Source organism: Paraburkholderia fungorum, assembly GCF_046027215.1.
Classification (GTDB): domain Bacteria; phylum Pseudomonadota; class Gammaproteobacteria; order Burkholderiales; family Burkholderiaceae; genus Paraburkholderia; species Paraburkholderia fungorum_D.
Genome location: NZ_JAQQEN010000002.1, coordinates 171,527 through 197,006, shown reverse-complemented (window position 1 = coordinate 197,006; position 25,480 = coordinate 171,527). Strand labels below are relative to the sequence as shown.

The window sequence follows — 25,480 nt, the reverse complement described above, 5'->3', positions numbered from 1 at the left end:
GGCGGACACTCCCTGGAAACAGTGTGAGTCAATGCGCGTTGTGCATAGAAGGGGTTGCTTCACGCGCGCAGTCTGGATCAATCACCACCGGCTTCGGCTTCTTTTGCGCCAGCTTCTACCAGCGCGCGCCGAACACCGTTCGCAATTCTTCGAGCGCCGCTTCGTCGAGCGGCGCGGGCCGTGGGTTGGTCATCAGCCATAGGCGCGCGGTCTCTTCGAGTTCTTCGAGCGCATACGCGGCCTGCGCAACCGAGCGTTCCCACACCACCGGGCCGAGGCGTTCGAGCAGGACGGCGCGCACGCGATCGGCAAGCGCGGCAATCTGTTCGGCCACCTGCGGATCGCCGGGCCGCCTGTAACGAATCAGGGGGACATGTCCTACTTTCATGACGTAGTACGGCGTGATCGGCGGCAACACATCCTGTTCGCTCCAGATGCCTGCCAGCGTCAGCGCGACCAGATGCGTCGAGTGCGTATGGACGATGCCGCGTGCTTCGCCGTTGCGCGTGTAGATGCCGCGATGCAGCGCCAGCGTCTTTGACGGTTTGCCGCCGGACACCGCGTTGCCATTCAGATCGACCTTGGCGATCCCGGCGGGGTCGAGCCGGCCCAGGCACGCATCGGTCGGGGTGATCAGCCAGCCGTCGTCGAGGCGCGCGCTAATGTTGCCGGCGGTGCCCACGGTGTAGCCACGCTGATAGAGACTCGCACCGGTCACGCAGATCTCTTCGCGTACCCTGGCTTCGTTCGTCAGATGGACTGCTGGCGCGCCGGTCATTGCACCGCTCCATCGAGATGGCGCAGGGCCTTTTCGAAGAAGTCGGTCGTGCCGAAGTTGCCGGATTTCAGCGCTAGCGCGAGCGGTGCCGCGCCGGTCGTCGCGGTGGCCGGCACGCCGGGATCGATCTGCGCGCCGATGCGCAGCGTGCGCACCTCGAGCGCCTGCACCACCGCACCCGAGGTTTCGCCGCCGGCCACCACGAACTTGCGCACGCCACGCTCGCGCAGGCCGCGCGCGATCGCCGCCAGGGTCGTTTCGACCAGTTGCCCCGCCTCGTCGACGCCGAGTTCACGCTGCACCACCTTGACTTCGTCGGGCGTGGCGGTGGCGTAGATCAACACCGGCTGGGCTTTATCGAGGTACGCCTGGGCGAACGCCAGAGCCTGTTCGACCACCGGTTCGCCGTGTGCAACCGCCAGCGGATCGATGCGGAACGAAGGCCGCGTGTCGCGCCACGCCGCCACTTGCCCGTTGGTCGCTTTGGATGCGCTGCCGGCCAGTACCACCGACAGGCCCTCGACGCGAGGCAACTGCGCGGCATCGGCTTGCTCCGCGAGCTGGCCCGCGCGGCGGAAATTGCCCGGCAACCCCAGCGCGACACCGGAGCCGCCCGTGATGAGCGTGAAATCGGCGCACGCTTCGCCGAGGACATAAAGATCCGCATCCGACACTGCGTCGGCAATCGCCATTCGCACGCCGTCGTTGCGTAACGCGTCGAACGATTCGCGTACTTCGGAAACGCCTTTGGCGACGGTGTCGTAACGCACCAGGCCGACTTTCGAGCCAGTTTGCCGCTGCAACACGCGGACGAGATTGGCATCGCGCATCGGCGTGAGCGGATGATTTTCCATCCCCGATTCATTGAGCAGGCTATCGCCGACGAACAGATGGCCACGATAGATCGTGCGGCCATTCTCGGGAAACGCCGGGCAGGCAATCGTCAACGCCGTGGCTCCGCTGTCGGCGCACAACGCGTCGAGCAATGCATCCGTGACCGGACCGATGTTGCCCGCATCGGTCGAATCGAAGGTCGAACAGTACTTGAAGAAGAACTGGCGGCATCCTTGCGCGCGCAACCAGTTAAGCGCGGCAAGCGATTGCGCGACCGCGTCAGCGGCGGGGATCGTGCGCGATTTCAGCGCGACGACCAATGCGTCGGCCTCGACGACATCGTTCGACGCGGGCACGCCGATGGTCTGCACGGTGCGCATGCCGCCGCGCACCAGCATGTTCGCGAGGTCGGTGGCACCGGTGAAATCGTCAGCAATACAGCCAAGCAACGCGCGTTGGGACGTGATGGTCATGACGGGCTCCAGCGTTTATTTCGCCGCCGGCACGTCGATGCCGGGGAAAATCTTGATTACGGCAGAATCGTCTTCACCGCCGTGACCGGCAGAAGACGCCATCATGAACATCTGGTGAGCCGCCGCCGAGAGCGGCAAGGGAAACTTCGAACGGCGCGCGGTGTCGAGCACGAGGCCAAGATCCTTGACGAAGATATCGACCGCCGACAGCGGCGTGTAATCGCCATTGAGAATGTGCGGCACGCGGTTCTCGAACATCCACGAATTGCCCGCGCTATGCGTGATGACCTCGTACAGCGCATCGGCATCCACGCCTTCGCGCAAACCGAGCGCCATGGCTTCCGCGGCCGCCGCGATATGCACGCCGGCCAGCAGCTGATTGATGATCTTCACTTTCGACCCGGCGCCGTGCGCGTCGCCCAACCGATAGACCTTGCCGGCCATCGCGGCCAGCACATCCTCACACCCGGCGTAGGCGGCTTGCGGCCCCGACGTCATCATTGTCATTTCGCCGGATGCCGCGCGCGCCGCGCCACCCGACACCGGCGCATCGAGCATCTGCAATCCGGCCGCCTCGATCCGCTGACCGAGTTCGATCGCGAAGTCCGGTGCGACTGTCGCGCTGGCAATCACGACGCCACCCTTCTTCATTGCGGCGACCGCGCCTTGCGCGCCGAACAGCACCGCTTCGGTCTGCGCGGCATTGACGACCAGCGTGACGACCACGTCGCATTGCGCCCCGAGCTCCGCGGGCGAAGCGCAACCCACACCGCCTTCCGCGACGAACGTTTGCAGGACCTGACTGCGCAGATCGCATGCGTGAACGCGAAAGCCCGCGCGCAACAACGAACGCGCGACACCCAGGCCCATTGCACCAAGACCGATGACACCGACATTTCTGGACATGCCTCACCTCCGGGAATTCGTTAGCGGCCGGTGCCGCAAGCGCTCACGCTCAGCAAATCCCCGCTTGCTCGAGCCGCCGTGCCGCGTTGTACATATGCGTGCGCGCCGCGTTGAGCGCCGCCATCGGGTCGCCCGCGCGAATCGCGGCGACGATCGCCGCATGCTCTTCGCGCACCTGACGCGAGAAGTCTTCGCGCAGCGCTTCGTTGCGCCGCGTCACCACGGTGCCCGCTTCGAGGTACTGATTCAGGAACGTGAGCGTCTTGAGGAAATACGGATTGCCGGTGGCCGCGGCGATTGCCCGATGAAACGCAATGTCTTCGGCGACGCCGTCCTCGCCTTCGGTCACGGCTTCCTCGATCTTTGCGAGCGCGGCGTCGATCGACATCATGTCGGCGTCGCTGCGGCGCGTGGCGGCTTCAGACGCGACTTCCGCTTCGATCGCCCGCCGCAACGCGAGGATTTGCAGCACCGAGCCCGCCTCGACGGCTTCCGCGTAATCGATGCGCAATGGCCGGATCGCGCCGTGCGCGGCGATGAATACGCCGCTGCCCTGACGCGGCTCGACCACGCCTTCGTTCTTCAGCCGCGAAATCGCCTCGCGGATCACTGTACGGCTCACGCCGAATTGCTGCGCCAGCACGGCCTCGGTCGGCAGCTTGCCGCCGCGCTTGAACGTGCCTTTGTCGATCTGCTTGAGAAGCTGCTGCGCGACCGTGTCGCTCATGGCTCTGGCAGGAATCTTGTCGAACATCGACTGCCTCGATTGATCATGTTATCGGGTCATCATACAAATTTCGGATCGGGACTGCATCCTTGCAAACCCTGGTTGAGGGTTCAAGAAGGGTTCAAAAAGGGGCCAAAAACCTGCGAGGTTGGCGAAAATCAAGGCTTAAGCTATCGTCACGGCTTTCCGTGGTATCGCGCCGCCAGGCTTGCGCGATGCCCGTGCCCACGCCTGGGCCCACGCTGGTGCCTGGCCCGTGCCCCGGCTGTGCGCCACCGGCAACCGCCCTCTTCGAACGCTTTTTGCAAAGGCCCATGAGCAAAGCCCTGCCGCCGTCTTCCGCCGTTCCCGCCAGCGCCGAACCGGCCCCGGACAAACCGGGCGACTCGTATGTGCAGTCGTTCGCGCGCGGCCTTGCGGTGATCCGCGCATTCGACGCCGCCCGTCCCGAACAGACGCTCACCGACGTCGCCGCCGCCACGGGTCTCACGCGTGCAGGCGCGCGCCGCATCCTGCTGACCCTGCAGACGCTCGGCTACGTCGAATCGGAAGGCCGTCTGTTCCGCCTCACGCCGAAGATTCTCGACCTCGGCTTCGCGTACCTGACCTCGATGCCGTTCTGGAACCTCGCTGAACCGGTCATGGAACAGTTGTCGGCGCAGGTGCACGAAAGCTGCTCGGCGGCCGTGCTCGATCGCACCGAGATCGTCTATGTGCTGCGGGTGCCGACCCACAAGATCATGACCATCAACCTGTCGATCGGCAGCCGCCTGCCGGCGTACTGCACGTCGATGGGACGCGTGTTGCTCGCCGCCCTCGACGACGAAGCACTGGACGCGGCACTGAGCAGTACACCGCTCTACGCGCACACGCCGCGCACGGTGACCGACAAGGACGAGCTGAAAAAACTGATCGCGCAGGTGCGCCGCCAGGGATGGGCGATCGTCGATCAGGAACTGGAAGGCGGTCTGATTTCGCTGTCCGCGCCGATTCGCAACCGGCAAGGGCGCGTGATCGCGGCGATGAATATCAGCGGCAACGCCCAGCGCAATTCCGCCAGGCAGATGGTGAAGGCCTTTCTCGAACCGTTGCAGCATGCCGCGCAATCGGTATCCGAAATGGTGGCGCGCCGCGGTTGAGCGTGACGACGGCGCGCGCATGACTCAAGCGCGCCGCACTTCGCGGTTTGTTCGCGGCTTGTTCGCGCTGTGATGGTTGGGCCGCTGATTGTGCTCAACGCCCACTGCGATTGCGTGCTTACTGGCCCAGATAGCGCTCCACCAGCCGCGTCCAGAACGCCGCGCCGATGGGCAGGTTGCGGTCGTTGAAGTCATAGTGCGGGTTGTGCACCATGCAGCCGTCCTCGCCCGCGCCGTTGCCGATCCGCAGGAACGTACCCGGGCGCTTCTGCAACATGAAGGCGAAATCTTCGCTGCCCATCAGAATGTCGGTCTGCTCGACCACCTTGTCCTCGCCGACCAGTTCGCGCGCCACTTCCACGGCAAAATCCGTTTCGGCATCCGAATTGATCACCACCGGATAGCCTTCGATATATTCCACCACCGCCTTGCCGCCATAGCTCGCCGCCTGGCTCTCCGCAAGTTCGGTGATGCGCTTTTTCAGCAGCGAGCGTACTTCAGGGCTGAACGAGCGCACGCTCAATTCCAGCCGCGCGCTGCCCGAAATCACGTTGTTCGCGGTCCCCGCATGCATCGAGCCGACTGTCACCACCGCCGGTTGCGACGGATCGATGTTGCGCGCCACGATGGTCTGCAACGCCATCACGATGCTCGCCGCGATCACCACCGGATCCACCGTCAGATGCGGACGCGCCGCATGGCCACCCACGCCTTCGATCGTAATGATCGCCTTGTCGCCCGCCGACATGAACGGCCCCTTGCGGAACAGCATCACGCCCGGCTCTTCGCCCGGATGGTTGTGCAGACCGAACACCGCGTCGCACGGAAAACGCTCGAACAAGCCGTCGTTGATCATTTTCATCGCGCCGCTGTCGATGCCGCTTTCCTCCGCCGGCTGGAAGTACAGATGCACAGTGCCGGAGAAATTGCGCGTGGCCGCGAGACGTTGCGCCGCGCCGAGCAGCATCGTTGTGTGGCCGTCGTGGCCGCATGCGTGCATCTTGCCGTGCGTGCCGCTCGCATACGGCAGGCCCGTCTGCTCGATGATCGGCAGCGCGTCCATGTCGGCACGAATGCCGATGCTGCGCGTGCCGTCGCCTACTTTCAGCGTGCCCACCACGCCGGTTTGCCCGACGCCGCGCGTGACCTGCCAGCCCCATTGTTCGAGTTTCTGCGCCACCAGCGCGCCGGTTTGCACTTCTTCGTACGCGAGTTCCGGATGATGATGGATGTGATGACGGATCTCGCGCAGGCTTTCGGCGGCAGGCGCCAGGTCGGAAACTTCGGTAAAACGCGCGGCTTCGCTCATCTCAATGCTCCAGGGGAATGACGCCGCATGACAATGCGGCAAACGGAACGAGCATTGTGACAAAGACGGATTGCTTAAGCGAGCCTATCGAACGTGAGCTTCTGCTTTCAGGAACTCAATCAACGCGTGCCCCGCATCTTCCAGTGCGCCGGAGTTATCGATCGTCGTGCAGCGCACGCCATCGGGTAGCGAAAATGGCGCGCGGCGAGCGAGCCTTGCGGCGACCTGCTCCGCCGACTCGCGTGCCCGGGCGCCGAGCCGCGCCTCGAGAATGTGCGGCGCGGCGTCCACGTGCACGACTTCCATGTCCGGATAGCGTGCCAGGGTGTGCGGCACATGCTGCCGCGATCCATTGACGACGACCGTGCAGCCGCGGGCCAGCCAGGCGTCGAGTTCGATGCCGATGCCATAGCGCAGCGTGTGACTCGTCCATTCGAGTGCGAACAGGCCAAGCACCGAACGCGCGGCAAATTCCTCGATGCTCAACGCAATATGCTCTTCGCCGTTGCCGCTCGGCCGCGTGATATAGCGATGCGCAAACAGAATCGGCTCGCCCATCAGATGGCGGCGTGCAAAGCCGAGCAGCGAATCCTTGCCCGCACCGGACGGCCCCATTACATAGATCAAACGCCCTGCCATTGTTATATCACCTCCCCGGTCTGAAACGGCACGCGCTGCCACAACACAAACGGCGCGCCGGGTGCGGGCTCCACGAAGAGCGCGGCGTGATCGATGGCGAGCGGCCCGAGCGCGGGCGTGCGTGCCTGCCACCAGTCGACCAGCGTTGCGCGCTCGTTCGCGTCCGCGAGCGAACTGGACAGCGTCATATGGAAACGGAATTCGTCGAACACGTACGGATAGCCCCATTCAGTCAGCAGCGCGCGTTGCCGTTCGCTCAATGGCCCGGCCAGACGGCGCGCGAGATCGACAGCCGATGGCCGCGCGCGTAATCCATCGAGCGTTTGCAGTGCACTCGCGGCAACCGCGCCAATGTTCGTTTCACCTCGCTGATCCGCCGGACGCAGCGCAACGAAGTCGCCGAGCGTCGCGGCTTCGACCGGCAGCAAAAACGCGCGCTGCGTGCGAGCCCACTGACGCGTCGCCTCCAGCACGTCCTGCTGCGTGACGCGCTCCTCGAGACGAAACGGAGCAACCAGCGTGCCGTGCCAACCGTAACGACGCGGCGCTTCGGTCAGGTCCACCAGCGGGCGCGTCAAGCCTTCCGGTTGCGGCGGCACGCAGGGTTCGCCGCTTTCCGCATCGCGGGCGAGCCACGCCGACCCGGCCTGCCACCATGCCGATTCACGCGAAGGCGCGTAATACACCGCGAAACGTGCATCGGCGCTCCATGCAGCGCCGCTCATACGTCGTGCTCCACGAGCAGTTGCACGCGGTCCGCCGCAAAATGGGTGAAGCCGTATTTGACCGGCGTGCCGTCCAAGTCCACGTCGACGTTTTCGACCCACAGCACCGGCTGCTGCCGGTTGATATTCAGACGCCGCGCCACTTCCGGTTCCGGCAACACGCTGCCAATCCGGCTCCACTTGCGCAGATAGTCGTTCACGCCGAATTCAGCCATCGCCTTCGTGATGCCGCCGGTACGCTGCAGCACCTCCGGCAAGTCAGCAAAACGCGCGGCCGGATACCAGTTGCGTGCGAACGTGAGCGGCACGCCGTCCGATTCGTGCAGCGATTCGATCCGATAGACCGGTGCGCCGGCGCGCAGGCTCAGCGCTTTCGCCACGTTAGGCTCAGCCTTTACGCGAGCCGCGGATAACATCGTGCCCGCCGCCGCATGATGTTGCTGACGCAAGTTTTCTGTAAACCGCGTACGGCGGCCGATCGTATAGTCGATCGCGCCAGGCTGTACGAAGGTGCCGCGGCCCTGCTCGACGCTCACAAGGCCGAGCGCCGCAAGACCGAGCATGGCGCGGCGCACCGTATGGCGGTTCACGTCGAAGCGTTTGGCCAGTTCGCCCTCGCTCGGCAGGCGGCCCTCCTCGCCAAAGCCGCTCGCGGCGATCTCGGCCGCCAGAATCTGCTCGATCTGCCGCCAGACGGCAACGCCCGCGCCGCGTTCGAGCAGCGTGCCCGGCGTCGCGTTGTCGTTCGATGTCATGGTGCTGTCATTCCCCTGAGTTCAAATAATCGCCATGTCGTGCATTGTAGTGCGCAAGCCGTGATGGAAATGTGAAACGACGGCCATGCGCAACAAGGCTCGACAAGCATACCTTTAAACGTCTAGACGTTTAGACGAATAGATGGTCAAATGACCGCTCGCTGGATCAACAGGAACTTCGATGAGTGCCACTTCCGCCTCGCCTTCCTCCGCCATGCGGCGCGCATGGATGGCCGTGCTGGCGCGCACGCCGCGCGCCGATCTCGAAGCCGCGCTCGAACGCGTGCTGCAAGGCGTCCCGCCCCCCACTTACGACTGGCTCCGCCCGCCTGAAATCGGCCTCGCCATGGTGCGCGGCCGGGTGGGCGGCAGCGGCGACCCGTTCAACCTCGGCGAAGCCACCGTCACGCGCGCCACCTTGCGTCTGCGTGGCGCCGCCGACGTTTCCGCCGCGGTCGGCGTCGCCTGTCATCTGGGCCGCGATCGCCGCCGCGCCGAACTCGCCGCTTTAGCCGATGCGCTGCTGCAATTGCCCGAACACCATGCTGCGTTGCATCAGCAACTGATCGAGCCGTTGGCTACGCAGCAGGCGGGTCAGCGCGCCGGGCGCCGACAGGACGCCGCGGCGACACGCGTCGAATTCTTTACGATGGTCCGGGGCGACTGATGGAAAACTCGCAAATTGCATTGTCCACGTTGACGCCGGGTTTCCAGGACCCGGTTCACGATACCCAGGCGGTATTCCGCACGTTGCTCGATACGCTATCGCGGCCAGGCACGATCGGCACCGTCGAAAACGTCCTGCCTGAAGTGCGGGCCACACGCGCCGAGCCGGCCGCGTTCGCCGCACTGCTTGCACTGTGCGACTACGCCACGCCGGTATGGCTCGCTCAGCCGGATACCGCGCTGGGTTCGGCGCTGCGCTTTCATACCGGTGCGCCGCTCGTCGACGAACCCGCGCAGGCCGCCTTCGCCTATATCCACGACACAGGCCACATGCCGTCGCTGGAAAGCTTTGCACTCGGTGAAGCCGAAGCGCCCGAGCATTCGGTCACGCTGCTGATCCGCGTCGAAGCGCTGACAGGCGGCGCGCCGGTCGTGTTGAGCGGTCCCGGCATCCAGCACACGGCGACGATCGCTCCCCGCGGGCTGCCCGAGCATTTCTGGCGCGAGCGCGCCGCCCTCGCGCCGCTGTTTCCGTGCGGCATCGACTGTTATCTCGTCTGCGGCGACCTGCTGATCGGTCTGCCGCGCACTACCGAAGCGAAGGTGAACTGATGTACGTTGCCGTCAAGGGTGGAGAACGCGCGATCGAAGCGTCGTGGCGTCTGCTCGATAAGGCACGCCGCGGTGACACGCGGCTCGCCGAACTCAGCGTCGCGCAGATTCGCGAGCAATTGCGCCTCGCCGTCGCGCGTGTGATGACCGAAGGCTCGGTCTACGATGAAGAACTCGCCGCGCTCGCGATCAAACAGGCCGCGGGCGACCTGGTCGAGGCGATTTTCCTGCTGCGCGCGTATCGCACCACGTTGCCGCGCTTTGGCTACACGCAGGCGATCAATACCGAAGCGATGCAGGTGGAGCGCCGCATTTCCGCCACCTTCAAGGATGTGCCCGGCGGGCAACTGCTCGGCGCGACTTACGATTACACGCAACGTCTGCTGGATTTCGCATTGCTCGCGGACGGCGACACCGCAGCGAACGCCAACGCGCCGCTCTCAGCACAGCGAACTGATGAGCAACCCGAAGCGATGCCGCGGGTCGTCTCGCTGCTCGACAAGGAAGGTCTGATCGAGCAGGAACGTCCCACGCCGGATGCGCCCGAACCCGGCGACCTGTCGCGCGAACCGCTCGCCTTTCCCGCGAGCCGTGCCACGCGATTGCAGAATCTTGCCCGCGGCGACGAAGGCTTCCTGCTCGCGATGGGCTACGCAACCCAGCGTGGCTACGCGCACTCGCATCCGTTCGCGGGCGAGATCCGCTTCGGCACGATCGCGGTGGAAATGGAACTCGATGAACTCGGCGAAGCAGTGGAAATCGGCGACATCGATATCACCGAATGCCAGATGATCAACCAGTTCGCCGGCAGCGGCGACGTGCCGCCGACCTTCACGCAAGGCTATGGTCTCGCGTTCGGTCACTCGGAACGCAAGACGATGGCGATGGCGCTGGTGGATCGCGCGTTGCGCGCCGAAGAGCTCGGCGAAACGCTCGCTTCGCCGACCCAGGACATCGAATTCATGCTCTCGCATAGCGATAGCGTCGAAGCGTCCGGCTTCGTCCAGCATCTGAAATTGCCTCACTACGTCGACTTCCAGGCCGAGCTCGAACTCGTGCGGCGCCTGCGCGCGCAGCATGGCGTGCAAGACAGGAATGACGACCAGGACCCGCAGGAGCACGCCGCATGAACGCGCCCGATACCTCTCTCGCCACCGCGTCGTACGACAGCGCCGCGGATGGCTACAACTTTGCCTACCTCGACGAGCAGACCAAGCGCATGCTGCGCCGCGCGCTGCTTAAGGCCGTCGCCGTGCCGGGCTACCAGGTGCCTTTTGCTTCACGGGAAATGCCCTTGCCGTTTGGCTGGGGCACCGGCGGCATTCAGGTGACGGCAGCGATCATCGGCCAGCGCGACACGCTGAAAGTGATCGACCAGGGTTCCGACGAAACCACCAATGCGGTCAACATCCGCCGCTTTTTCGCCCGCACCACGGGCGTGGCGACCACCCGCCGCACGACTGAGGCGACGATCATTCAGACGCGCCATCGCATTCCCGAGGCGCCGCTCACCGACCGGCAGATTCTGGTCTATCAGGTGCCGATGCCCGAACCGTTGTTCCGGCTGGAGCCGCGTGTGGCCGAATGCAAGAAGCTGCATGCACTCGCCGATTACGGTTTGATCAGCGTGAAGCTGTACGAGGACATCGTCCATCACGGCAGCATCGCCACCACGTACGACTATCCCGTGATCGTCAACCAGCGCTATCTGAGTTCGCCCTCGCCGATTCCGAAATTCGACAACCCGAAGATGCATATGAACCCCGCGCTGCAACTGTTCGGCGCAGGCCGCGAACGGCGCATTTACGCAATTCCGCCCTATACGCCGGTACGCAGTCTCGACTTCGACGACCATCCGTTCGAGATACAGAAGTGGGAGCACGCCTGTGCGCTGTGCGGATCGACGGAAAGTTTCCTTGACGAAATGATCGTCGACGACGCGGGCAAACGCATGTTCGTGTGCTCGGATAGCGACTACTGTCATGAACGCCGCGGCGATCAGGATCTGGAACTGCCGTCATACGAAGCGCGCAAGGGAGAAACCGCATGACGCCGCTGTTGAGCGCCCGTTCGCTGACCAAACAATACGGCGGCCGCAACGGCTGCAGGAACGTGAGTTTCGATCTGTATCCGGGCGAGGTGCTGTGCATCGTCGGCGAATCCGGCTCGGGCAAGACCACGCTGTTGAACACGCTGGCGCTGAAAACGGAAGCCGATAGTGGCTCGCTCCATTACGCGGCCACGCATGGCGAACAGCTCGACCTGCGCGCCCTGTCCGAACCGCGCCGGCGTCTATTGAAGCGCACCGAGTGGGGCTTCGTGCAGCAGAATCCGCGCGACGGCCTGCGCAGCGGCGTGTCGGCCGGCGCGAATATCGGCGAACCGCTAATGGCTGTCGGCGCGCGCCACTACGGCGATATCCGCCACGTGGCAACGCAATGGATGGAACGCGTCGAACTCGACGCCACACGGATCGACGAGTTTCCCGCGGCGTTTTCCGGCGGCATGCAGCAGCGTTTGCAGATCGCGCGCAATCTGGTCACCGGCCCGCGCCTCGTCTTCATGGATGAACCCACAGCCGGTCTCGACGTATCCGTGCAGGCGCGCCTGCTCGATCTGCTGCGTACGTTGACGTCCACGCTGCATCTGTCGGTGCTGATCGTCACGCACGATATCGGTGTGGCGCGACTGCTCGCGCATCGGTTGATGGTCATGCAAGGCGGCGAAGTGGTCGAGGCGGGTCTGACCGATCAGGTGCTCGACGATCCGCAGCATCCGTACACGCAAACGCTGGTTTCCTCGGTTCTGCCGGTTTGAGGCTCACAATGCGCTCCATTGAAACAAGCACTGACTCGCGCGCATCCGCTCGCGCGCTGATCGACAAGTTTGGCGATAACGCCGCGCTGATGCTGCGCGCCGTGAACATCGGCAAGACATTTACGCTGCATGGCCAGGGCGGCGTGCGGATCGAAGCGCTCGCGGGCGTGTCGCTCGAAGTCGAACGCGGCGAGTGTGTGGTACTGGTCGGCCCGTCCGGTGCGGGCAAGAGTACGCTGTTGCGTTGCTTGTACGGCAATTACCTGGCGAGCACCGGCTCCATCGCGATTCGCGATGCGGCCGACGGCGGCCAGCCGGTGGCGATCACCGGCGCCGAGCCGCACGACGTCCTGCGCCTGCGCCGTGGTGTGGTCGGCTACGTCAGCCAGTTTCTGCGCGTGATTCCGCGCGTGCCGACCCTCACGCTCGTCGCCGAACCGCTGCTGTCGCGCGGCGTGGCCGAAGATGAAGCACGGGCGCGGGCAGCCGCCCTGCTGGCGCGGCTGAACGTGCCCGAACGGCTGTGGACGCTCGCGCCCGCCACTTTCTCCGGCGGCGAACAGCAACGCGTGAACATCGCGCGGGGTTTGATCGCGGAGCATCCGCTGCTGCTGCTCGACGAGCCAACCGCCTCGCTAGACGCGGAAAACCGCGACGTGGTGGCCGATCTGATCGTCGAAGCACGCGAGCGCGGCGCGGCGATCGTCGGCATCTTTCACGACGAAGACACGCGTAGCAAGGTGGCCACCCGCCGCCTCGAACTCCAGCCGCCGCTGCGTCACCCATCGACGCAAAACGGCACTACACTGAAACACTGAGCTGCAACACTCAGGTCTGACTGACTACGGAGCAAGTCGATGTTGATCAGGAACGCTCGCATCGTGACGCGAGATGAAGTATTTACCGGCGTGGTACGCATCGTGAACGGCATGATTCACGAGCTGGAGCGCGGCACGACCTCGGCGCGCGAAGCGGAAGATTGGGAGGGCGACTATCTGTTGCCCGGTCTGATCGAACTGCACACGGACAACCTCGAGAAACATCTCGCGCCGCGTCCGGGCGTGCAATGGAATACCGATGCCGCCTTCGTGATCCACGACGCGCAGGTGGCCGCGGCCGGCATCACCACGGTGTTCGACGCCCTTGCCATTGGCTCGCGCACGAATGCGGGCCTGCGCGGCCGCGATCAGCAAACGCAATGTGCCGAGGCGTTGACGCGTTTTTCCGAGCGCAAACTGCTACGCGCGGAGCATTTTCTGCATCTGCGCTGCGAAATCGCCACCGCCGACGTGGTGGAAATATTCGATACGTTGTGCGCGCATCCATTGCTGCGGCTCGCCTCGGTGATGGATCACACACCCGGCCAGCGTCAGTGGCACGATCGCGAGCAATGGCGGCGCTTTCAGGAACGCAATGGCAAGCTGAGCGACGAGCATGTGGCCACCGCGCTTGTCGAACTGTCGGTCGAACAGGAACGTTACGCGGATGCCCATCGCCACGAGATCGTCACGCGTTGCAAGCGGCTCGGTATTCCGGTTGCGAGTCATGACGACACGCTGATTGAGCACGTCGAACAGGCCAAGGCGGAAGGTATCGTGCTGGCCGAATTCCCGACTACCCGTATCGCCGCCGAGGCCGCGCGAGAGCATGGCATTTCGACCATCATGGGTGCGCCGAATATCGTGCGTGGCGGTTCACATTCGGGCAATGTGTCAGCGCTCGAACTGGCGAGAGCCGGGTTGCTCGATATCCTGTCATCGGATTATGTGCCGTCGAGTTTGCTGACGGCGGTGTTTGAGCTGGTCGAGAAGGCAGGTTGGAGTTTGCCGCAGGCGATGCGGACCGTCTCTGCTGAGCCGGCGCGGACTGCGGGTTTGCATGATCGTGGCGCGATTGAAGCTGGCTTGCGAGCCGATTTCGTGCGGGTGACTATGCTCGATACTTTGCCCGTACCACGGGCTACTTATCGCGCTGGTGCGCGGATTGTTTGATGTTAAGGGACGCTGTGGCGGTGAGGTTGTTTTCTCTGTATGCCTACGGCGTTTGGTTGGTTCTTTTGCTTTTGGTTTATTAGCGTTCCCCCTGTGCGGGGGGCACCTACTTTTCTTTGCCTGCCGCAAAGAAAAGTAGGCAAAAGAAAGCGGCTCCAACCGCTAATTTTTAAGCGGGTCCCCTGGCTTGGAGGGTGTCGTGGCTCCGTAGAGATTGAGCCTGCGCACCTTCTGGCCGGAGTGACCAGGCCGTCATGCTTCCGGCGGCGCTGCGCGCGCCGGGGCGGTACTTCATCAAACCACTGGTGTGTTTCGGCGCCTCGCCGAGGCGAAGCCGATGGCCCCCACAAACACAAACAAAGCCCCTGGTTTCCCTAGTGGACCCATCCGCGACGCACGCAGTGCGGAGTGGGAGCGGATGACGGCTGTGTCACTGGCGCTAATGGACCGCGGTGTGATCCGTTAATCGCACCACCGGCCCCTCCAAGCCAGGGGACCCACTTAAATGTTGGCGGTTTGAGCCGCTTTCTTTTGCCTACTTTTCTTTGCGGCCGGCAAAGAAAAGTAGGTGCCCCCCCGCACAGGGGGAACACTAATAAACCAGTAAGAACACAAGGAGAGGCCAAAGAGGCAAGAACAAGGAAATGCCGCCGCCAAAGGCATAAAAGAAGCAAAACCCACAACTCCTTAAGCAGTCGGCTCAGCCTCCCGCCCTTCCGCGGGCGCCCTCTCCCGCTGCCCAGCGGCATCAACCAAATCCTGGTATCGCAAGTACCCGCAGCGTTCACCGGACTTAGCTGCATACATAGCGGCATCAGCGTTGAGCAGCAACTCCTCCGCCGTAGTCCCATCAGCGGGAAACTGACTAATGCCAATACTGGCGCCGACAGTCATGGGCTGCCCATCCACGACCAGTTCATCATTCAGCGTGCCCATAATCCGCGAAGCGATCCCCGGCGCAGCCTCCGCCGACCGCGGTCCTTCAATCAATACGATGAACTCATCGCCGCCAAGCCGCGCCACCACGTCCGCGGAACACAATACCTGCTTCAGGCGGAGCGCCACCGCAACCAGCACCTTGTCGCCGACGGAATGTCCGAACTGGTCGTTGATCTGCTTGAATCGGTCGAGATCGACGAATAGCACGGCAAGCCGCTCCTCACGCCGCGTCGCGTCCACAATCGCGGTCTCGAGTTTCTGCATGAACAACATGCGGTTCGGCAGACCGGTCAGCATATCGTGCGAGGCAAGATGAACGAGTTCATCCTGCTTGTTATGCAGCACATCCATTTGCGATTTGATCTCGCGACGCAGACGGTCGAAACAGCGCGCCAGCACGCCGATCTCATCGGTGCGTTTGAGCGGCAGCGGCTCCATCGTATGCTCGGCGAACAGATGCGTCGCCGCGTGCGCGAGGCTGTGCAGCGGCTTGGTCAGCGCACGGGCAAACAGAACGGCAAGAAGGAGCGCCAGCGCGCTGAAGATCAGCACCATGCGGACGATACTGATGCCCAGCAGATTGGCGCCGGACAACACGTCGTCGAGCGGCTTGGCAAGGCCCAGCACGATAAAGCGGTTGCCCTCGGACGCGCCGAAGGGTCTGCGCACAAAAGCGAGCACCTGACCGGCCGCCTGCCTCGGCCGTGCAATACCGTCCAGCAGTACTTCGCTTTGTGACTGCTCGAAGAGCGGCCGGGTGGCAGAGAAGCTGTCCTGCATGAAAACGCGGCGGCCCCTGTCGAAGCCGAACGTTTTCGACGCATCCGGATGAACCAGAAAATCGCCCCACTCGTTGGCCAGATACACCTGGTAGTCGCTCGGCAAATCGCTCTGCAGACGTTTGAGCAACCCGGCCAGATCGATGTCGATGACAACCACGCCCACCACCGCCCCGCTCGCGGTCGCCACCGGTGTGCCGAGCCGCAGCGTCGGCATGCCCTCGGCCGAATGCGCGCCGTACTCGTGATTGACCAGGATCGGCGACGTGTAGATGCGGCCCGGCGAAAACGTCAGCGTATCGAACACGTACGAGAACTGGCCTTTTTCCTGCAAGCCGTCTCCCTGGACTCGCGCGAGACCGTCGGCGTCGCGGTCGAAACGGATCAGTTCGAGCCCGTGATGCTGACGGGTGATCAAACGGATCTGCAGAAACTCGGGATGATGAATCATGAAGCTGGAGTACACCTGTGCCAGCTGTTCGCGCGCGGGATTGGCGTCAAGACCGTCATCCGATTGCACAATCGCAGCCGACGACGGCATGCTGGCAAGCACCTGCGCATCGGCGCCGACATCGTCGATCGCCACGGAAAAGCGTTGGCCCAACAGTTCCGTCGACGTCAGCAGGCTGCGTTCGGCTTCGTTCACCAGCATCGCGCGGTTGGCGCGATACGCGTAATAACCGGTCGCGCCGGATGCAAGCACGCCGATGCACGCAAGCAGGACCGACAATTTGACCGTCAAGCCTGGGCGTATCATCAAAAACGCTCCGATCGGTCTCCCGACACGATTCTGTTCCACAGGTCCTCGCGTCGCTGAATATCTTCCACTGGACCGATCCACACGATGTGCCCGTTATCGCTGTTCTCCGCCGGCGCCGTCAACGTATTGGCGAGTCCCTGGCGTTGCGTCAACAATTCGCTGACCTCCGGTTCGAGCATGTAATTGATCCACGCGAGTGCGAGCGCCGGGTCGGCCGTTGCGCGCGTCATCGACCAGCAGTCCAGCCATGCGAGCACGCCTTCATCGGGGATCACGTAGCCGACATCCGCGCCGGCGCGGCGCAGCAAGGCGACCTGCTGGGTGCCATAGTTGCCGAACATCAAGGCAACGTTATGCTGGATAAAGAATGCGGTCGCCTCTTCCGGCAGCGTGTAATACGTAAGCAGGTTGCGGCGCAGATCGACCAGCTTGCGAGCAATCTGGCGCATCTGCACGGCATCGAGCTGGAAGGGATGAGGGTAGCCCAGCGCCAGTGCCGTGAACGAGAAGTTGTGCTGGGCGCTATTGAAGTCGAGCACCTTGCCGCGGTAACGCGGATTCCACAATTCGCGCATCGAGCGCGGCGCAACGGCGATCTGCTTGCGGTCATAGATCAGTCCCATCGACGAATACGTGAATGGAATCGCATACACGTTGCCGGCTGCCGTCAGCCCTTCGATCGAGGAGCGCGCCTGAAAACGCGGCAATTGCCTTTTCGTATTCGGCAGTCTCGCCAGATCGAGCGGCGCGAGCAGATTGGCGCGGGTATAGCGCTGGATTTCAGCGGTGTTGGCCGCGAGCACGTCGAACGGCGGCACGCCTCTCGCATGCATCTGGTTCCACAGCGCCTCGTCGGAATCGACCAGCGTGACTTCGACCTTGACCTTGTAGCGGGTTTCGAACGTCTTCACCACGTCGCTATCCGCGTAACCTGGCCACGCCAGCACACGCAGGACTTTTTCAGCCGCCACCGCCGACGTGGCCGGGAACAGGCTACAGCAGAACACGGCACTCAGCAGCAGTGTCACAAAGCGCTGCCACGCGCCCCTGCGCGACGCACTCAGGCGCAGCGCTCCATTTGCAGCGCGCGTACGGCGCCATGGACTGCCACCACCCGGTTCATCTGTCCTCGAAATCATCCGCATACACTCAACACCGCTTGGGCAGGAAGCCGTTACGACGAGCGGCGACAGACGCGTGGCGGCCCCGCGACTGTCGTGCTCAGTGACTTTGTTCAGACAGATCAAGCTTGCGCGCCTCGCGCGCGGCGCGTTGATGATAGCGCCGGAAGGGGCGTTTTTGGATGGGCATCGCCTAAGTCGATAGAAACCGGCTACCGGTTGACGCGCCAGACGCGCTCATCTGTATATAACGGCCGGCATGGCGAAAACTTGAACTAACCGGACAGATAATCGAGCCGTGCCTCTAAACGGGAGGCACAATCGAAACGCCATGATGTCCCGTTCCTGCTTCCCGTCCCGACGCTCATCAGGCAACTTCCACCAGGCTTCCATTAGGCAACTTCATTACAGCGTCTTTACACAATAATCAGCATTCCGCTACCGATGTAATACACATCAATAGCGCTGCGCGATCTCAACCATATTCCAGCGTTAAAAGCTATCCCTGCGCGCCATCCGGTGTTTCACTAGCTACCCAATCTTTTTGACCTGATAAGCTTGGCGCGCGCTGCTGGCCGCCCCGGTCGGCAGCTTCAACCCAAGCCCGGTCGTGAGTCGCGCCGGGCGTCCCGCAGCGGCACGACCGCACGCGGGAGTATTTGAACCACACCGAGGAGTTAAACAGTGAAAAAACTGCTAGCGGCTTTGACGGTTGCTCTGCTTGCCACCGTCTCGATTGGCGCACACGCGAAAGATTGGTCGACCATCCGTTTCGGCGTTGACGCCAGCTATCCCCCGTTTGAGTCGAAGGGCTCGGACGGCAAGCTCGTTGGCTTCGATATCGACCTCGGCAATGAAATCTGCACACGCCTGAAGGCAAAATGCGTGTGGGTCGAAAACGATTTCGACGGCATGATCCCGGCACTGAAGGCGAAGAAGTTCGACGGCGTGCTGTCGTCGATGTCCATGACGCCGCAACGCGCTGAGCAGATCGCCTTCTCGTCGAAGCTGTTCAACACGCCGACGCGCCTCGTCGCGAAGAAGGGTTCGGGCATCCTGCCGACGGCCGATTCGCTCAAGGGCAAGACGGTTGGTGTGGAACAAGGCACGATCCAGGAAACCTACGCGAAGACGTACTGGGAAGCGAAGGGCACGAAGGTTGTGCCGTATCAGAACCAGGACCAGGTCTACGCCGACTTGCTGTCGGGTCGTCTGGACGGCGCGCTGCAAGACGCCGTGCAAGCTGAAATCGGCTTCCTGAAGACGCCGCGCGGCGCGGGCTTCGAGTTCGTCGGCAAGAACATCGACGATCCGAAGATCCTCGGCAACGGCGCCGGCATCGGCATGCGCAAGGACGACGCCGATCTGAAGGCGAAGATCGACAAGGCCATCGCCGACATCATCAAGGACGGTACGTACAAGAAGCTCGAGAAGAAGTACTTCGACTTCGACGTGTACGGCGGCTAAGCCAGCCACGCGCGTCTGACGACGCGCTCGCCGGTTGAAAAGGAACGGGCTCCGCCACACGCGGGGCCCGTTTCGTTTTGCACGGCCCTTGGCTATCCACACGACGCCGCATAAAACCACGTGTCGCACCATATCGGCTAAGATCGTGCGATCGAGGCGCCGCAAGCCGGCCGCCACTGACTGACCTGGAAGCCCCCTTTTCTCCTGAAATCAACGACATAGCGCGGCACGCCCCACATGCCCGCGGATTTGAAAACCATGCAAACCCAAACCCATCCGCTGATTGCCCCGACGCTCGGCACCGCCCGTAACCTGACGAGTTTTCACTACGGTCCCGGCGGCGCGCAGAAGATTTATATCCAGTCGTCCCTGCATGCCGACGAGTTGCCCGGCATGCTGGTGTCATGGGCGCTGCGCCGCAAGCTCGCCGCGCTGGAGGCCGCCGGCAAGATGCGCGGCGAAGTCGTGATCGTGCCGGTGGCCAATCCGATCGGCCTGAACCAGCACTTTCTCGGCCATCTGACCGGCCGCTTCGAGACCAACACCGCGCAGAATTTCAACCGCAATTTCTACGACCTGTCAGCGCTGGTGCAGCCGGGTATCGAGGCGCGCCTGAGCGGCGACATCGACGCCAATCGCACGGCGATCCGCGCGGCGATGCGCGAGGCACTCAACGCGCAAACGCCGCAAACCGAACTCGAATCGCAACGTCTGGCGCTGCAAAAGCTCTCGTACGACGCCGATGTCGTGCTCGATCTGCACTGCGACTGGGAAGCCGCGATGCACCTCTACACGAACCCCGACCTGTGGCCGGAAGTCGAGCCGCTCGCATGCTATCTGGACGCCAAGGCCTCGCTGCTGGCGCTGAACTCGGTGGGCAATCCGTTCGACGAAATCCACAGCTTCTGCTGGTCGGATCTGCGCGGCCGTTTCGGCGACCGTTTCCCGATTCCGAACGGCTCGATCTCGGTCACGATCGAACTGCGCGGCCAGCGCGAAGTCTCGTACGACTACGCCGAGCACGACGCCCAGGCGATCATCGAATACCTGACCGCGCGCGGTGTGATCGAGGGCACGCCCGCCCCGCTGCCGGCGCTCGAATTCGCCGCAACGCCGCTGGCCGGTGCAGAACCGATCGTCGCGCCGATCAGCGGCGTGCTGGTGTATCGCTGCGAAGTCGGCACCTGGGTCGACGTGGGCCATGAGATTGCCGATATCGTCGATCCGTTGAGCGATCGCGTCGTGACGCTCAAGAGCAGCGTGGCCGGCGTGCTGTACGCCCGGCATCTGACGCGCTTTGCGACAGCCGGCATCGAGTTCGCGCGTATTGCCGGCGCGAAGGCATTCAGAAGCGGTTCGCTGTTGAGCAATTAAGCTTTTTTCGCTACCAGGCAAATCGCCCGTTATCAAACGGGCGATTTGCGTTTATGCGCTTCCGTTTACGCGCTTCGATGCGCAGCGCAACTCAGAACGCGGGAATGATCGCGCCTTTGAACTGCGTGTCGATGTACTGGCGCACCTCATCCGATTCGTACGCCGCGACCAGCTTTTTGACCCACGGCTGGTTGCGATCCTGCGCGCGCACGGCGATCAGATTCGCGTACGGGCCTTTCAGGTCTTCGATCGCGATCGCGTCTCTAGTCGGCTGCAGACCGGCCTTGACCGCGTAGTCGGTATTGATCGACGCGGCGTCGAGGTCGCCCAACGCACGCGGCAATTGCGCGGCATCGAGCTCCACCAGTTTGATTTTCTTCGGATTGTCGACCACGTCTAGCGGCGTCGCGTTGACGCCGTTCACGCCGACGCCCGGCTTCAACCGGATCACGCCGAACTTCTGCAACAGCAGCAGCGCGCGGTTGCCGTTGGAGGGATCGTTCTGGATGCCGACCTTCGCGCCTTCCGGCAAGTCCTTGAGCGACTTGAGTTTTTTCGAATAGAAACCCATCGGCGAAACATAGGTCAGCCCGACGTTGACGATCTTGTAGCCGCGCTGCTTGATCTGGCTATCGAGAAACGGCTGGTGCTGGAAACCGTTGGCGTCGAGATCGCCCGCGTCCAGTGCCGCGTTCGGCTGCACGTAGTCGTTGAACTCGATGACCTTAACGTTCAGCCCTTCACGCGCGGCCACCTTCGTCACGACCGACCAGATCTGCGCGTCCGGACCGCTCATCGTGCCGATCCTGAGTTGTTTGTCGTCTGCGTGCGCAAAGCTCGCCGTGAGCGAAATAGCGGCCATAGCGAGCAGATTCTGGATGATTGTCCGGCGTTGCATGCGTTTCCCCGTAGCGTTTTCGATTGACAGGCGCGCATCGTCGCATGCGCCTCGTGCGCCGGAAAACCAATCGTTTCTCACACGCTTATATGCGCGATCTGGAAAAAGCTTATGCGCGCAGGTCCTGCTCGATTTTCGTTCGAGAAACTATGTGAGTGTGGCGCTGACACGACAGATTACGAAAATAGGCAAAGCTGTCACATACCTTACTCTGCGTTCCCTTAAATTGCGGGCCATCGCACGACCTTGCCAAAGAGCGGGGCAGCGATCGCTTATTTTTATCGGAGAAAGTCTTGAACAAGAAAGTATTTGCCGCCGCTACTCTCGCCGTATTCGCCAGCGCCGCACACGCACAAAGCAGTGTCACGCTGTACGGGATCATCGATGCCGGCATCAGCTACGTGAACAACTCGAAAACCGCTACGGGCCACGACAACCTCGTCAAGTACGACGACGGCGTGGCGCAAGGCAGCCGTTGGGGCCTGCGCGGCACCGAAGATCTGGGCGGTGGCCTGAAGGCGCTGTTCGTGCTGGAAAGCGGCTTTAACAGCGGCACCGGCGCACTCGGCCAGGGCGGCGCGCTGTTCGGCCGTCAGGCTTATGTCGGTCTCTCGCAGAACAACGTCGGCGCGCTGACGTTCGGTCGCCAGTATTCGTTCTCGACGGATTACCTGGGCGGCAACTACTCGACCGGCGGCCAAACCGTCGCGGGTAACTACGCTTACCACATCAACGACGTCGATCAACTGACGTCGAGCCGTATCAACAACTCGGTCAAGTTCAGCAGCGCGAACTTCTCGGGCCTGACTTTCGGCGCGATGTATGGCTTCTCGAACCAGGCCGGTGGCTTTGGCGGCACGCCGGGTACGGCTGCAGCACCCACGGGCGGCTCGTCGCGCGCATACAGCTTTGGCGTGAACTACGCAAACGGCCCGTTCGGCCTGGGCGCAGCGTACACGGACATCCACTATCCGGGTCAGGCAGTGCCGGCGTTCTCGACCTCGCTCGCCAACGTGACTTTCCCGGCGACTGGCACTGGCCAGATCCGCGATCTGCGCACGTACGGCGTTGGCGGCCGTTACGCAATCGGCGCTGCAACGCTGTGGGCGCTGTACACGAACACGCGCCTCGAGGCGATCTCGAGCTCGGCAACGACGTTCGCGGCGTACGAAGCAGGCGCGAAGTACGCTTTCACGGCGGCACTGACGGTCGGCGCGGGTTACACGTACATGCATCTGAGCAACGCCAATACGGGTCACTGGAACCAGGCCGACCTGAGCGTCGACTACGCGCTGAGCAAGCGTACGGACGTCTACGCACTGGGTATCTACCAGATCGCGTCGGGCAACAAGCTGCAAGCGCAAATTGGTTCGAGCACGAGCTACTTCAACACGTCGGGCGTGGGTGCGGACAACCAGTTGGCATTCCGCGTCGGTATCCGTCACAAATTCTGATCGGGTGTTATCGGCGAACCGCGCGAGCGTCTTGCCAACCGACAGTTCTGGAAAACGCCCTGCGGGGCGTTTTTCTTTTTGGGCAATGGGTTCGGGTGCTACACGACATACTTTTGCCAGGCCCGATGCTCATGCCGCGAGTTTCATGCTGACCAGCCGATTGAGGCTGACGCCCTGCTCGGCCACCTGCATTACCAACGCGCGATGTTGCTCGGGCGCACTGGACTCTGAATTCTCCGTGGACACGGCACGCCACAAACCTGTATATTTATACAGTGCGGCGCACGCAATTCCATCACAGTAAACTGGCACGCTTAACCGCAGGCAACACACTGCCGGCACGCGGTCGCAAGATCGCCCGTCCAATGCCTGAAATAGCGGCGTTCACGGCAGAACTTCGTGTAACAAGCCATGAGTTGTAAGGAGTGGCCCAAACAACCGGCCATCAAGGAGAACTCGTGAAAAGATTTGGATTGGCGTTACTGATGGCAGTGTTTGCGCCGGCGGCGTTTGCGACTGGCGGCTATACAGAGGTCTGGAATCCCCCCGAGGCGCGCGCCACGATGCCACGCAAAACCAGGGCTGCGCACAATACCGCAATGACGCGCCACGTCATTCCCCACGCGGTAAAAGTGCATACGCATGCGCGGCACGTCCCAACGTCCGCGGCGAAACTCATGGCGAAGCAAAGCAACCCGCCAAGGGCTGTGCCGGCAAACGAGCCGGACACTTCAGACATTCCACGGCAGATCACACCCGAAGGCAACGTGCTGCGGGTCAATTCCCGTGGCATGGTGGCCGAGGTCACGCGCTAATGGAATCGCAGTCCTACAAGGGGTATACGATCTGGGGGCACGCCATCCTCCAGCAGGAAGATATTTTGCAGCCGGAGCGTTACGCAGCGAGCGGCACGATCACCTCGGCCGGCGCGCTAATCGAAGCATCAGGCATCGTCGGTTATTTCGACACTGACGAGGAAGCGCAGCATGCCGGCCTGGATTGGGCCCGCGCATGGATCGATAGCCACGGTTGACCGCTGCGATAAAGTGAACTGACGCCCATCCGGGTCCGATCAGCGGCCTCCATCGTCTACATCGCAGTCCGTACGAATACGCATAAGCCATCCGGGGTCGCACACGATTGACGTTTTTAGCGGTCATATCGTCAGCGCCGGAAAAAGCCTTGCTTAGCTGTGCCAGGACTCGTCTACGCGACGCGAATTGCGCGGATGTTCTTACCGGCACGATGTGCCTCACCGCTCCCCGCTGCCGCGCGCGACCGGCGCCCAACAGACCGTCTGTCAATAGCCGTGCGAAGCTCCCCTTACTGCCACCAACCGGTGGCAGTTCAATCGGGAGTTTTTACCATGCTAGACACGAACCACACGCCAGGCACCGCCGACGATCAGGCAGAGAAGTTTGCCATTCCCTCAGCGGCGCACCGGACCAGCGCACCATTGCCGGGCAGAAAAGAAGCACGACTACCCTTTACGGTGCGTGTAGTCGATAACGATGAGGCGCTTTCGCGCGCGCTCAAGATGCGGCAGGCGGCGTATCTGCGGCACGTGCCGGAGTTTGCACGAACGATGGATCAGGAAGAGCCGTATGATCGCGATCCGGGCGGACTGGTGCTGCTCGCCGAGTCCAAGCTCGACCGAAGTCCGGTCGGCACCATGCGGATCCAGAGCAACTGTTTCCGTCCGCTGGCACTCGAACAGTCGCTGGATCTGCCGGACTGGCTGAGCGGCCGCCTGGTCGGTGCGACGCGGCTAGGCGTCGAGGCGGGTGAGCCTGGCCGGATGGTCAAAATGGGGCTGTTCAAAGCGCTGTATCTATACTGCGTACGTGAGGAGATCGACTGGATGGCCATTGCAGCACGCACGCCGCTGGACCGGCAGTACGCCGCTTTGCTTTTCCGGGACGTTTTCGGGGAGAAAGAGTTTATCCCTCTCGCCCATGCAGCCAACATCCCGCACCGTATCATGGCGTTTGAAGTCGGCACCACAGAGCAGCGTTGGAGCGCGGCACGGCATTCACTCTATGAGTTTATGCTGGTGACCCAGCACCCGGATATCGATTTGAGCGCGGCGCCATCGCTGAACTGGAGCAGAACCGAGCGTTCCGCCGGGGATCCCGTGAGGTCATCGAACGCCATGCAAAGGAGCGCGGATGCCCTGCCTGCATAAGGTTCCTGGGGCGGTCGTCGTTCCCGTGTATCGAAATCAATACACAAAACCGCCTCATGTTGAGCGCTAAATTGCCGTAAAACGAAGATGAGGCGTCGTCAGCATCTTTCACGCGCTGACGACGCTTTACAA

The 25,480-nt window shown here is 62.7% G+C and carries 25 protein-coding genes and 1 pseudogene; 14 read left to right on the top strand and 12 right to left on the bottom strand.

Annotation, left to right across the window (positions count from 1 at the left end):
* Positions 1–115: 115 nt before the first annotated feature.
* From otnC to PQR27_RS21590, 4 genes are read right to left on the bottom strand one after another with little or no spacing between them, the layout of a single operon-like run.
* Positions 116–778 (bottom strand): 3-oxo-tetronate 4-phosphate decarboxylase, encoded by a 663-nt coding sequence (gene otnC / locus PQR27_RS21605; protein ID WP_408525697.1) that lies wholly within the window; start codon positions 776–778, stop codon positions 116–118.
* The gene (gene otnK / locus PQR27_RS21600) at positions 775–2,085 is read right to left on the bottom strand and encodes a 3-oxo-tetronate kinase (protein WP_408525696.1); all 1,311 of its coding nucleotides are present in this window, start codon (positions 2,083–2,085) and stop codon (positions 775–777) included. Before otnK ends, otnC begins: the two co-directional genes overlap by 4 nt.
* Before the next feature lie 15 nt (positions 2,086–2,100).
* Positions 2,101–2,991, bottom strand: a complete 891-nt coding sequence (gene ltnD, locus PQR27_RS21595; protein ID WP_408525695.1) for an L-threonate dehydrogenase — start codon at positions 2,989–2,991, stop codon at positions 2,101–2,103.
* A gap of 49 nt (positions 2,992–3,040) precedes the next feature.
* The gene (locus tag PQR27_RS21590; protein ID WP_408525694.1) at positions 3,041–3,745 is read right to left on the bottom strand and encodes a FadR/GntR family transcriptional regulator; all 705 of its coding nucleotides are present in this window, start codon (positions 3,743–3,745) and stop codon (positions 3,041–3,043) included.
* Between the two features lie 287 nt (positions 3,746–4,032).
* Here PQR27_RS21590 and PQR27_RS21585 point away from each other — a divergent pair, with 287 nt between their 5' ends.
* Positions 4,033–4,857 carry an IclR family transcriptional regulator gene (locus PQR27_RS21585; RefSeq protein ID WP_408525693.1) on the top strand — a complete coding sequence of 275 codons (825 nt, stop codon included), beginning with the start codon at positions 4,033–4,035 and terminating at the stop codon, positions 4,855–4,857.
* Between the two features lie 118 nt (positions 4,858–4,975).
* On the opposite strand, the gene PQR27_RS21580 is transcribed toward PQR27_RS21585, so the two are convergent.
* The 4 genes from PQR27_RS21580 to phnF all read right to left on the bottom strand — a co-directional run bounded on the left by PQR27_RS21580 (position 4,976) and on the right by phnF (position 8,285).
* Positions 4,976–6,166, bottom strand: coding sequence for a M20 aminoacylase family protein (locus PQR27_RS21580; protein ID WP_408525692.1), 1,191 nt, complete (start codon positions 6,164–6,166; stop codon positions 4,976–4,978).
* Between the two features lie 84 nt (positions 6,167–6,250).
* Complete coding sequence (phnN, locus tag PQR27_RS21575) at positions 6,251–6,805, bottom strand: phosphonate metabolism protein/1,5-bisphosphokinase (PRPP-forming) PhnN (RefSeq protein ID WP_408525691.1); 555 nt, start codon at positions 6,803–6,805, stop codon at positions 6,251–6,253.
* A 2-nt stretch (positions 6,806–6,807) separates the two neighbouring features.
* Positions 6,808–7,530, bottom strand: a complete 723-nt coding sequence (locus tag PQR27_RS21570; protein WP_408525690.1) for a DUF1045 domain-containing protein — start codon at positions 7,528–7,530, stop codon at positions 6,808–6,810.
* Entirely contained in the window at positions 7,527–8,285 is a 759-nt protein-coding gene (gene phnF, locus PQR27_RS21565; protein WP_408525689.1) for a phosphonate metabolism transcriptional regulator PhnF, read from the bottom strand. The genes PQR27_RS21570 and phnF overlap by 4 nt, the downstream gene beginning before the upstream one ends.
* Before the next feature lie 181 nt (positions 8,286–8,466).
* Between phnF and phnG the strand changes: the two genes are divergently transcribed.
* Genes phnG through PQR27_RS21530 form a run of 7 tightly spaced genes read left to right on the top strand, consistent with a single transcriptional unit; the run spans position 8,467 to position 14,371 of the window.
* Complete coding sequence (phnG, locus tag PQR27_RS21560; protein ID WP_408525688.1) at positions 8,467–8,952, top strand: phosphonate C-P lyase system protein PhnG; 486 nt, start codon at positions 8,467–8,469, stop codon at positions 8,950–8,952.
* A complete protein-coding gene (gene phnH, locus PQR27_RS21555; protein WP_408525687.1) occupies positions 8,952–9,563 on the top strand; it encodes a phosphonate C-P lyase system protein PhnH in 612 nt (203 codons plus the stop codon). The genes phnG and phnH overlap by 1 nt, the downstream gene beginning before the upstream one ends.
* Positions 9,563–10,693, top strand: coding sequence for a carbon-phosphorus lyase complex subunit (locus tag PQR27_RS21550; RefSeq protein WP_408525686.1), 1,131 nt, complete (start codon positions 9,563–9,565; stop codon positions 10,691–10,693). The genes phnH and PQR27_RS21550 overlap by 1 nt, the downstream gene beginning before the upstream one ends.
* Positions 10,690–11,613, top strand: coding sequence for an alpha-D-ribose 1-methylphosphonate 5-phosphate C-P-lyase PhnJ (locus tag PQR27_RS21545; protein ID WP_408525685.1), 924 nt, complete (start codon positions 10,690–10,692; stop codon positions 11,611–11,613). Before PQR27_RS21550 ends, PQR27_RS21545 begins: the two co-directional genes overlap by 4 nt.
* Complete coding sequence (phnK, locus tag PQR27_RS21540) at positions 11,610–12,380, top strand: phosphonate C-P lyase system protein PhnK (RefSeq protein WP_408525684.1); 771 nt, start codon at positions 11,610–11,612, stop codon at positions 12,378–12,380. The genes PQR27_RS21545 and phnK overlap by 4 nt, the downstream gene beginning before the upstream one ends.
* A gap of 8 nt (positions 12,381–12,388) precedes the next feature.
* Positions 12,389–13,198, top strand: a complete 810-nt coding sequence (gene phnL / locus PQR27_RS21535; protein WP_408525683.1) for a phosphonate C-P lyase system protein PhnL — start codon at positions 12,389–12,391, stop codon at positions 13,196–13,198.
* A gap of 39 nt (positions 13,199–13,237) precedes the next feature.
* Complete coding sequence (locus tag PQR27_RS21530; protein WP_408525682.1) at positions 13,238–14,371, top strand: alpha-D-ribose 1-methylphosphonate 5-triphosphate diphosphatase; 1,134 nt, start codon at positions 13,238–13,240, stop codon at positions 14,369–14,371.
* 687 nt (positions 14,372–15,058) lie between these two features.
* Here PQR27_RS21530 and PQR27_RS21525 read toward each other — a convergent pair.
* Together PQR27_RS21525 and PQR27_RS21520 are read right to left on the bottom strand one after the other, a co-directional pair.
* On the bottom strand, positions 15,059–16,846 hold the full coding sequence (locus tag PQR27_RS21525; protein WP_408525681.1) for a diguanylate cyclase domain-containing protein: 1,788 nt from the start codon (positions 16,844–16,846) through the stop codon (positions 15,059–15,061).
* Positions 16,846–17,988 (bottom strand): ABC transporter substrate-binding protein, encoded by a 1,143-nt coding sequence (locus PQR27_RS21520; protein WP_408525680.1) that lies wholly within the window; start codon positions 17,986–17,988, stop codon positions 16,846–16,848. Before PQR27_RS21520 ends, PQR27_RS21525 begins: the two co-directional genes overlap by 1 nt.
* A gap of 666 nt (positions 17,989–18,654) precedes the next feature.
* Between PQR27_RS21520 and PQR27_RS21515 the strand changes: the two genes are divergently transcribed.
* Together PQR27_RS21515 and PQR27_RS21510 are read left to right on the top strand one after the other, a co-directional pair.
* Positions 18,655–19,437 (top strand): ABC transporter substrate-binding protein, encoded by a 783-nt coding sequence (locus PQR27_RS21515; RefSeq protein WP_408525679.1) that lies wholly within the window; start codon positions 18,655–18,657, stop codon positions 19,435–19,437.
* A 258-nt stretch (positions 19,438–19,695) separates the two neighbouring features.
* Complete coding sequence (locus tag PQR27_RS21510) at positions 19,696–20,811, top strand: succinylglutamate desuccinylase/aspartoacylase family protein (RefSeq protein ID WP_408525678.1); 1,116 nt, start codon at positions 19,696–19,698, stop codon at positions 20,809–20,811.
* A gap of 91 nt (positions 20,812–20,902) precedes the next feature.
* On the opposite strand, the gene PQR27_RS21505 is transcribed toward PQR27_RS21510, so the two are convergent.
* Positions 20,903–21,709: a MetQ/NlpA family ABC transporter substrate-binding protein gene (locus PQR27_RS21505; protein ID WP_408525677.1), complete on the bottom strand. Its 807-nt coding sequence runs from the start codon at positions 21,707–21,709 to the stop codon at positions 20,903–20,905.
* A gap of 293 nt (positions 21,710–22,002) precedes the next feature.
* Between PQR27_RS21505 and PQR27_RS21500 the strand changes: the two genes are divergently transcribed.
* Positions 22,003–23,163 (top strand): porin, encoded by a 1,161-nt coding sequence (locus PQR27_RS21500; RefSeq protein ID WP_408525676.1) that lies wholly within the window; start codon positions 22,003–22,005, stop codon positions 23,161–23,163.
* A gap of 129 nt (positions 23,164–23,292) precedes the next feature.
* On the opposite strand, the pseudogene PQR27_RS21495 reads toward PQR27_RS21500, so the two are convergent.
* Positions 23,293–23,379, bottom strand: a pseudogene (locus tag PQR27_RS21495) (toxin-antitoxin system HicB family antitoxin); the annotation flags it as partial.
* 242 nt (positions 23,380–23,621) lie between these two features.
* On the opposite strand from PQR27_RS21495, the gene PQR27_RS21490 reads away from it, so the two are divergent.
* The 3 genes from PQR27_RS21490 to PQR27_RS21480 all read left to right on the top strand — a co-directional run bounded on the left by PQR27_RS21490 (position 23,622) and on the right by PQR27_RS21480 (position 25,348).
* Complete coding sequence (locus tag PQR27_RS21490; RefSeq protein ID WP_408525675.1) at positions 23,622–23,978, top strand: hypothetical protein; 357 nt, start codon at positions 23,622–23,624, stop codon at positions 23,976–23,978.
* Positions 23,978–24,196 (top strand): DUF6566 family protein, encoded by a 219-nt coding sequence (locus PQR27_RS21485; RefSeq protein WP_408525674.1) that lies wholly within the window; start codon positions 23,978–23,980, stop codon positions 24,194–24,196. Before PQR27_RS21490 ends, PQR27_RS21485 begins: the two co-directional genes overlap by 1 nt.
* Positions 24,197–24,529: 333 nt before the next feature.
* Positions 24,530–25,348, top strand: a complete 819-nt coding sequence (locus tag PQR27_RS21480) for a hypothetical protein (RefSeq protein WP_408525673.1) — start codon at positions 24,530–24,532, stop codon at positions 25,346–25,348.
* The last annotated feature ends 132 nt before the right edge of the window (positions 25,349–25,480 follow it).

What these genes read in the sequence shown, in the direction of transcription:
- PQR27_RS21525 (WP_408525681.1), bottom strand. Translation starts at nt 16,846, where the DNA reads ATGATACGCCCAGGCTTGACGGTCAAATTGTCGGTCCTGCTTGCGTGC.
- PQR27_RS21590 (WP_408525694.1), bottom strand. Translation starts at nt 3,745, where the DNA reads ATGTTCGACAAGATTCCTGCCAGAGCCATGAGCGACACGGTCGCGCAG.
- otnK (WP_408525696.1), bottom strand. Translation starts at nt 2,085, where the DNA reads ATGACCATCACGTCCCAACGCGCGTTGCTTGGCTGTATTGCTGACGAT.
- PQR27_RS21530 (WP_408525682.1), top strand. Translation starts at nt 13,238, where the DNA reads ATGTTGATCAGGAACGCTCGCATCGTGACGCGAGATGAAGTATTTACC.
- phnL (WP_408525683.1), top strand. Translation starts at nt 12,389, where the DNA reads ATGCGCTCCATTGAAACAAGCACTGACTCGCGCGCATCCGCTCGCGCG.
- otnC (WP_408525697.1), bottom strand. Translation starts at nt 778, where the DNA reads ATGACCGGCGCGCCAGCAGTCCATCTGACGAACGAAGCCAGGGTACGC.
- ltnD (WP_408525695.1), bottom strand. Translation starts at nt 2,991, where the DNA reads ATGTCCAGAAATGTCGGTGTCATCGGTCTTGGTGCAATGGGCCTGGGT.
- PQR27_RS21520 (WP_408525680.1), bottom strand. Translation starts at nt 17,988, where the DNA reads ATGATTTCGAGGACAGATGAACCGGGTGGTGGCAGTCCATGGCGCCGT.
- phnG (WP_408525688.1), top strand. Translation starts at nt 8,467, where the DNA reads ATGAGTGCCACTTCCGCCTCGCCTTCCTCCGCCATGCGGCGCGCATGG.
- PQR27_RS21570 (WP_408525690.1), bottom strand. Translation starts at nt 7,530, where the DNA reads ATGAGCGGCGCTGCATGGAGCGCCGATGCACGTTTCGCGGTGTATTAC.
- PQR27_RS21480 (WP_408525673.1), top strand. Translation starts at nt 24,530, where the DNA reads ATGCTAGACACGAACCACACGCCAGGCACCGCCGACGATCAGGCAGAG.
- PQR27_RS21510 (WP_408525678.1), top strand. Translation starts at nt 19,696, where the DNA reads ATGCAAACCCAAACCCATCCGCTGATTGCCCCGACGCTCGGCACCGCC.
- PQR27_RS21545 (WP_408525685.1), top strand. Translation starts at nt 10,690, where the DNA reads ATGAACGCGCCCGATACCTCTCTCGCCACCGCGTCGTACGACAGCGCC.
- PQR27_RS21550 (WP_408525686.1), top strand. Translation starts at nt 9,563, where the DNA reads ATGTACGTTGCCGTCAAGGGTGGAGAACGCGCGATCGAAGCGTCGTGG.
- PQR27_RS21580 (WP_408525692.1), bottom strand. Translation starts at nt 6,166, where the DNA reads ATGAGCGAAGCCGCGCGTTTTACCGAAGTTTCCGACCTGGCGCCTGCC.
- PQR27_RS21505 (WP_408525677.1), bottom strand. Translation starts at nt 21,709, where the DNA reads ATGCAACGCCGGACAATCATCCAGAATCTGCTCGCTATGGCCGCTATT.
- PQR27_RS21585 (WP_408525693.1), top strand. Translation starts at nt 4,033, where the DNA reads ATGAGCAAAGCCCTGCCGCCGTCTTCCGCCGTTCCCGCCAGCGCCGAA.
- PQR27_RS21485 (WP_408525674.1), top strand. Translation starts at nt 23,978, where the DNA reads ATGGAATCGCAGTCCTACAAGGGGTATACGATCTGGGGGCACGCCATC.
- phnK (WP_408525684.1), top strand. Translation starts at nt 11,610, where the DNA reads ATGACGCCGCTGTTGAGCGCCCGTTCGCTGACCAAACAATACGGCGGC.
- phnN (WP_408525691.1), bottom strand. Translation starts at nt 6,805, where the DNA reads ATGGCAGGGCGTTTGATCTATGTAATGGGGCCGTCCGGTGCGGGCAAG.
- phnH (WP_408525687.1), top strand. Translation starts at nt 8,952, where the DNA reads ATGGAAAACTCGCAAATTGCATTGTCCACGTTGACGCCGGGTTTCCAG.
- phnF (WP_408525689.1), bottom strand. Translation starts at nt 8,285, where the DNA reads ATGACATCGAACGACAACGCGACGCCGGGCACGCTGCTCGAACGCGGC.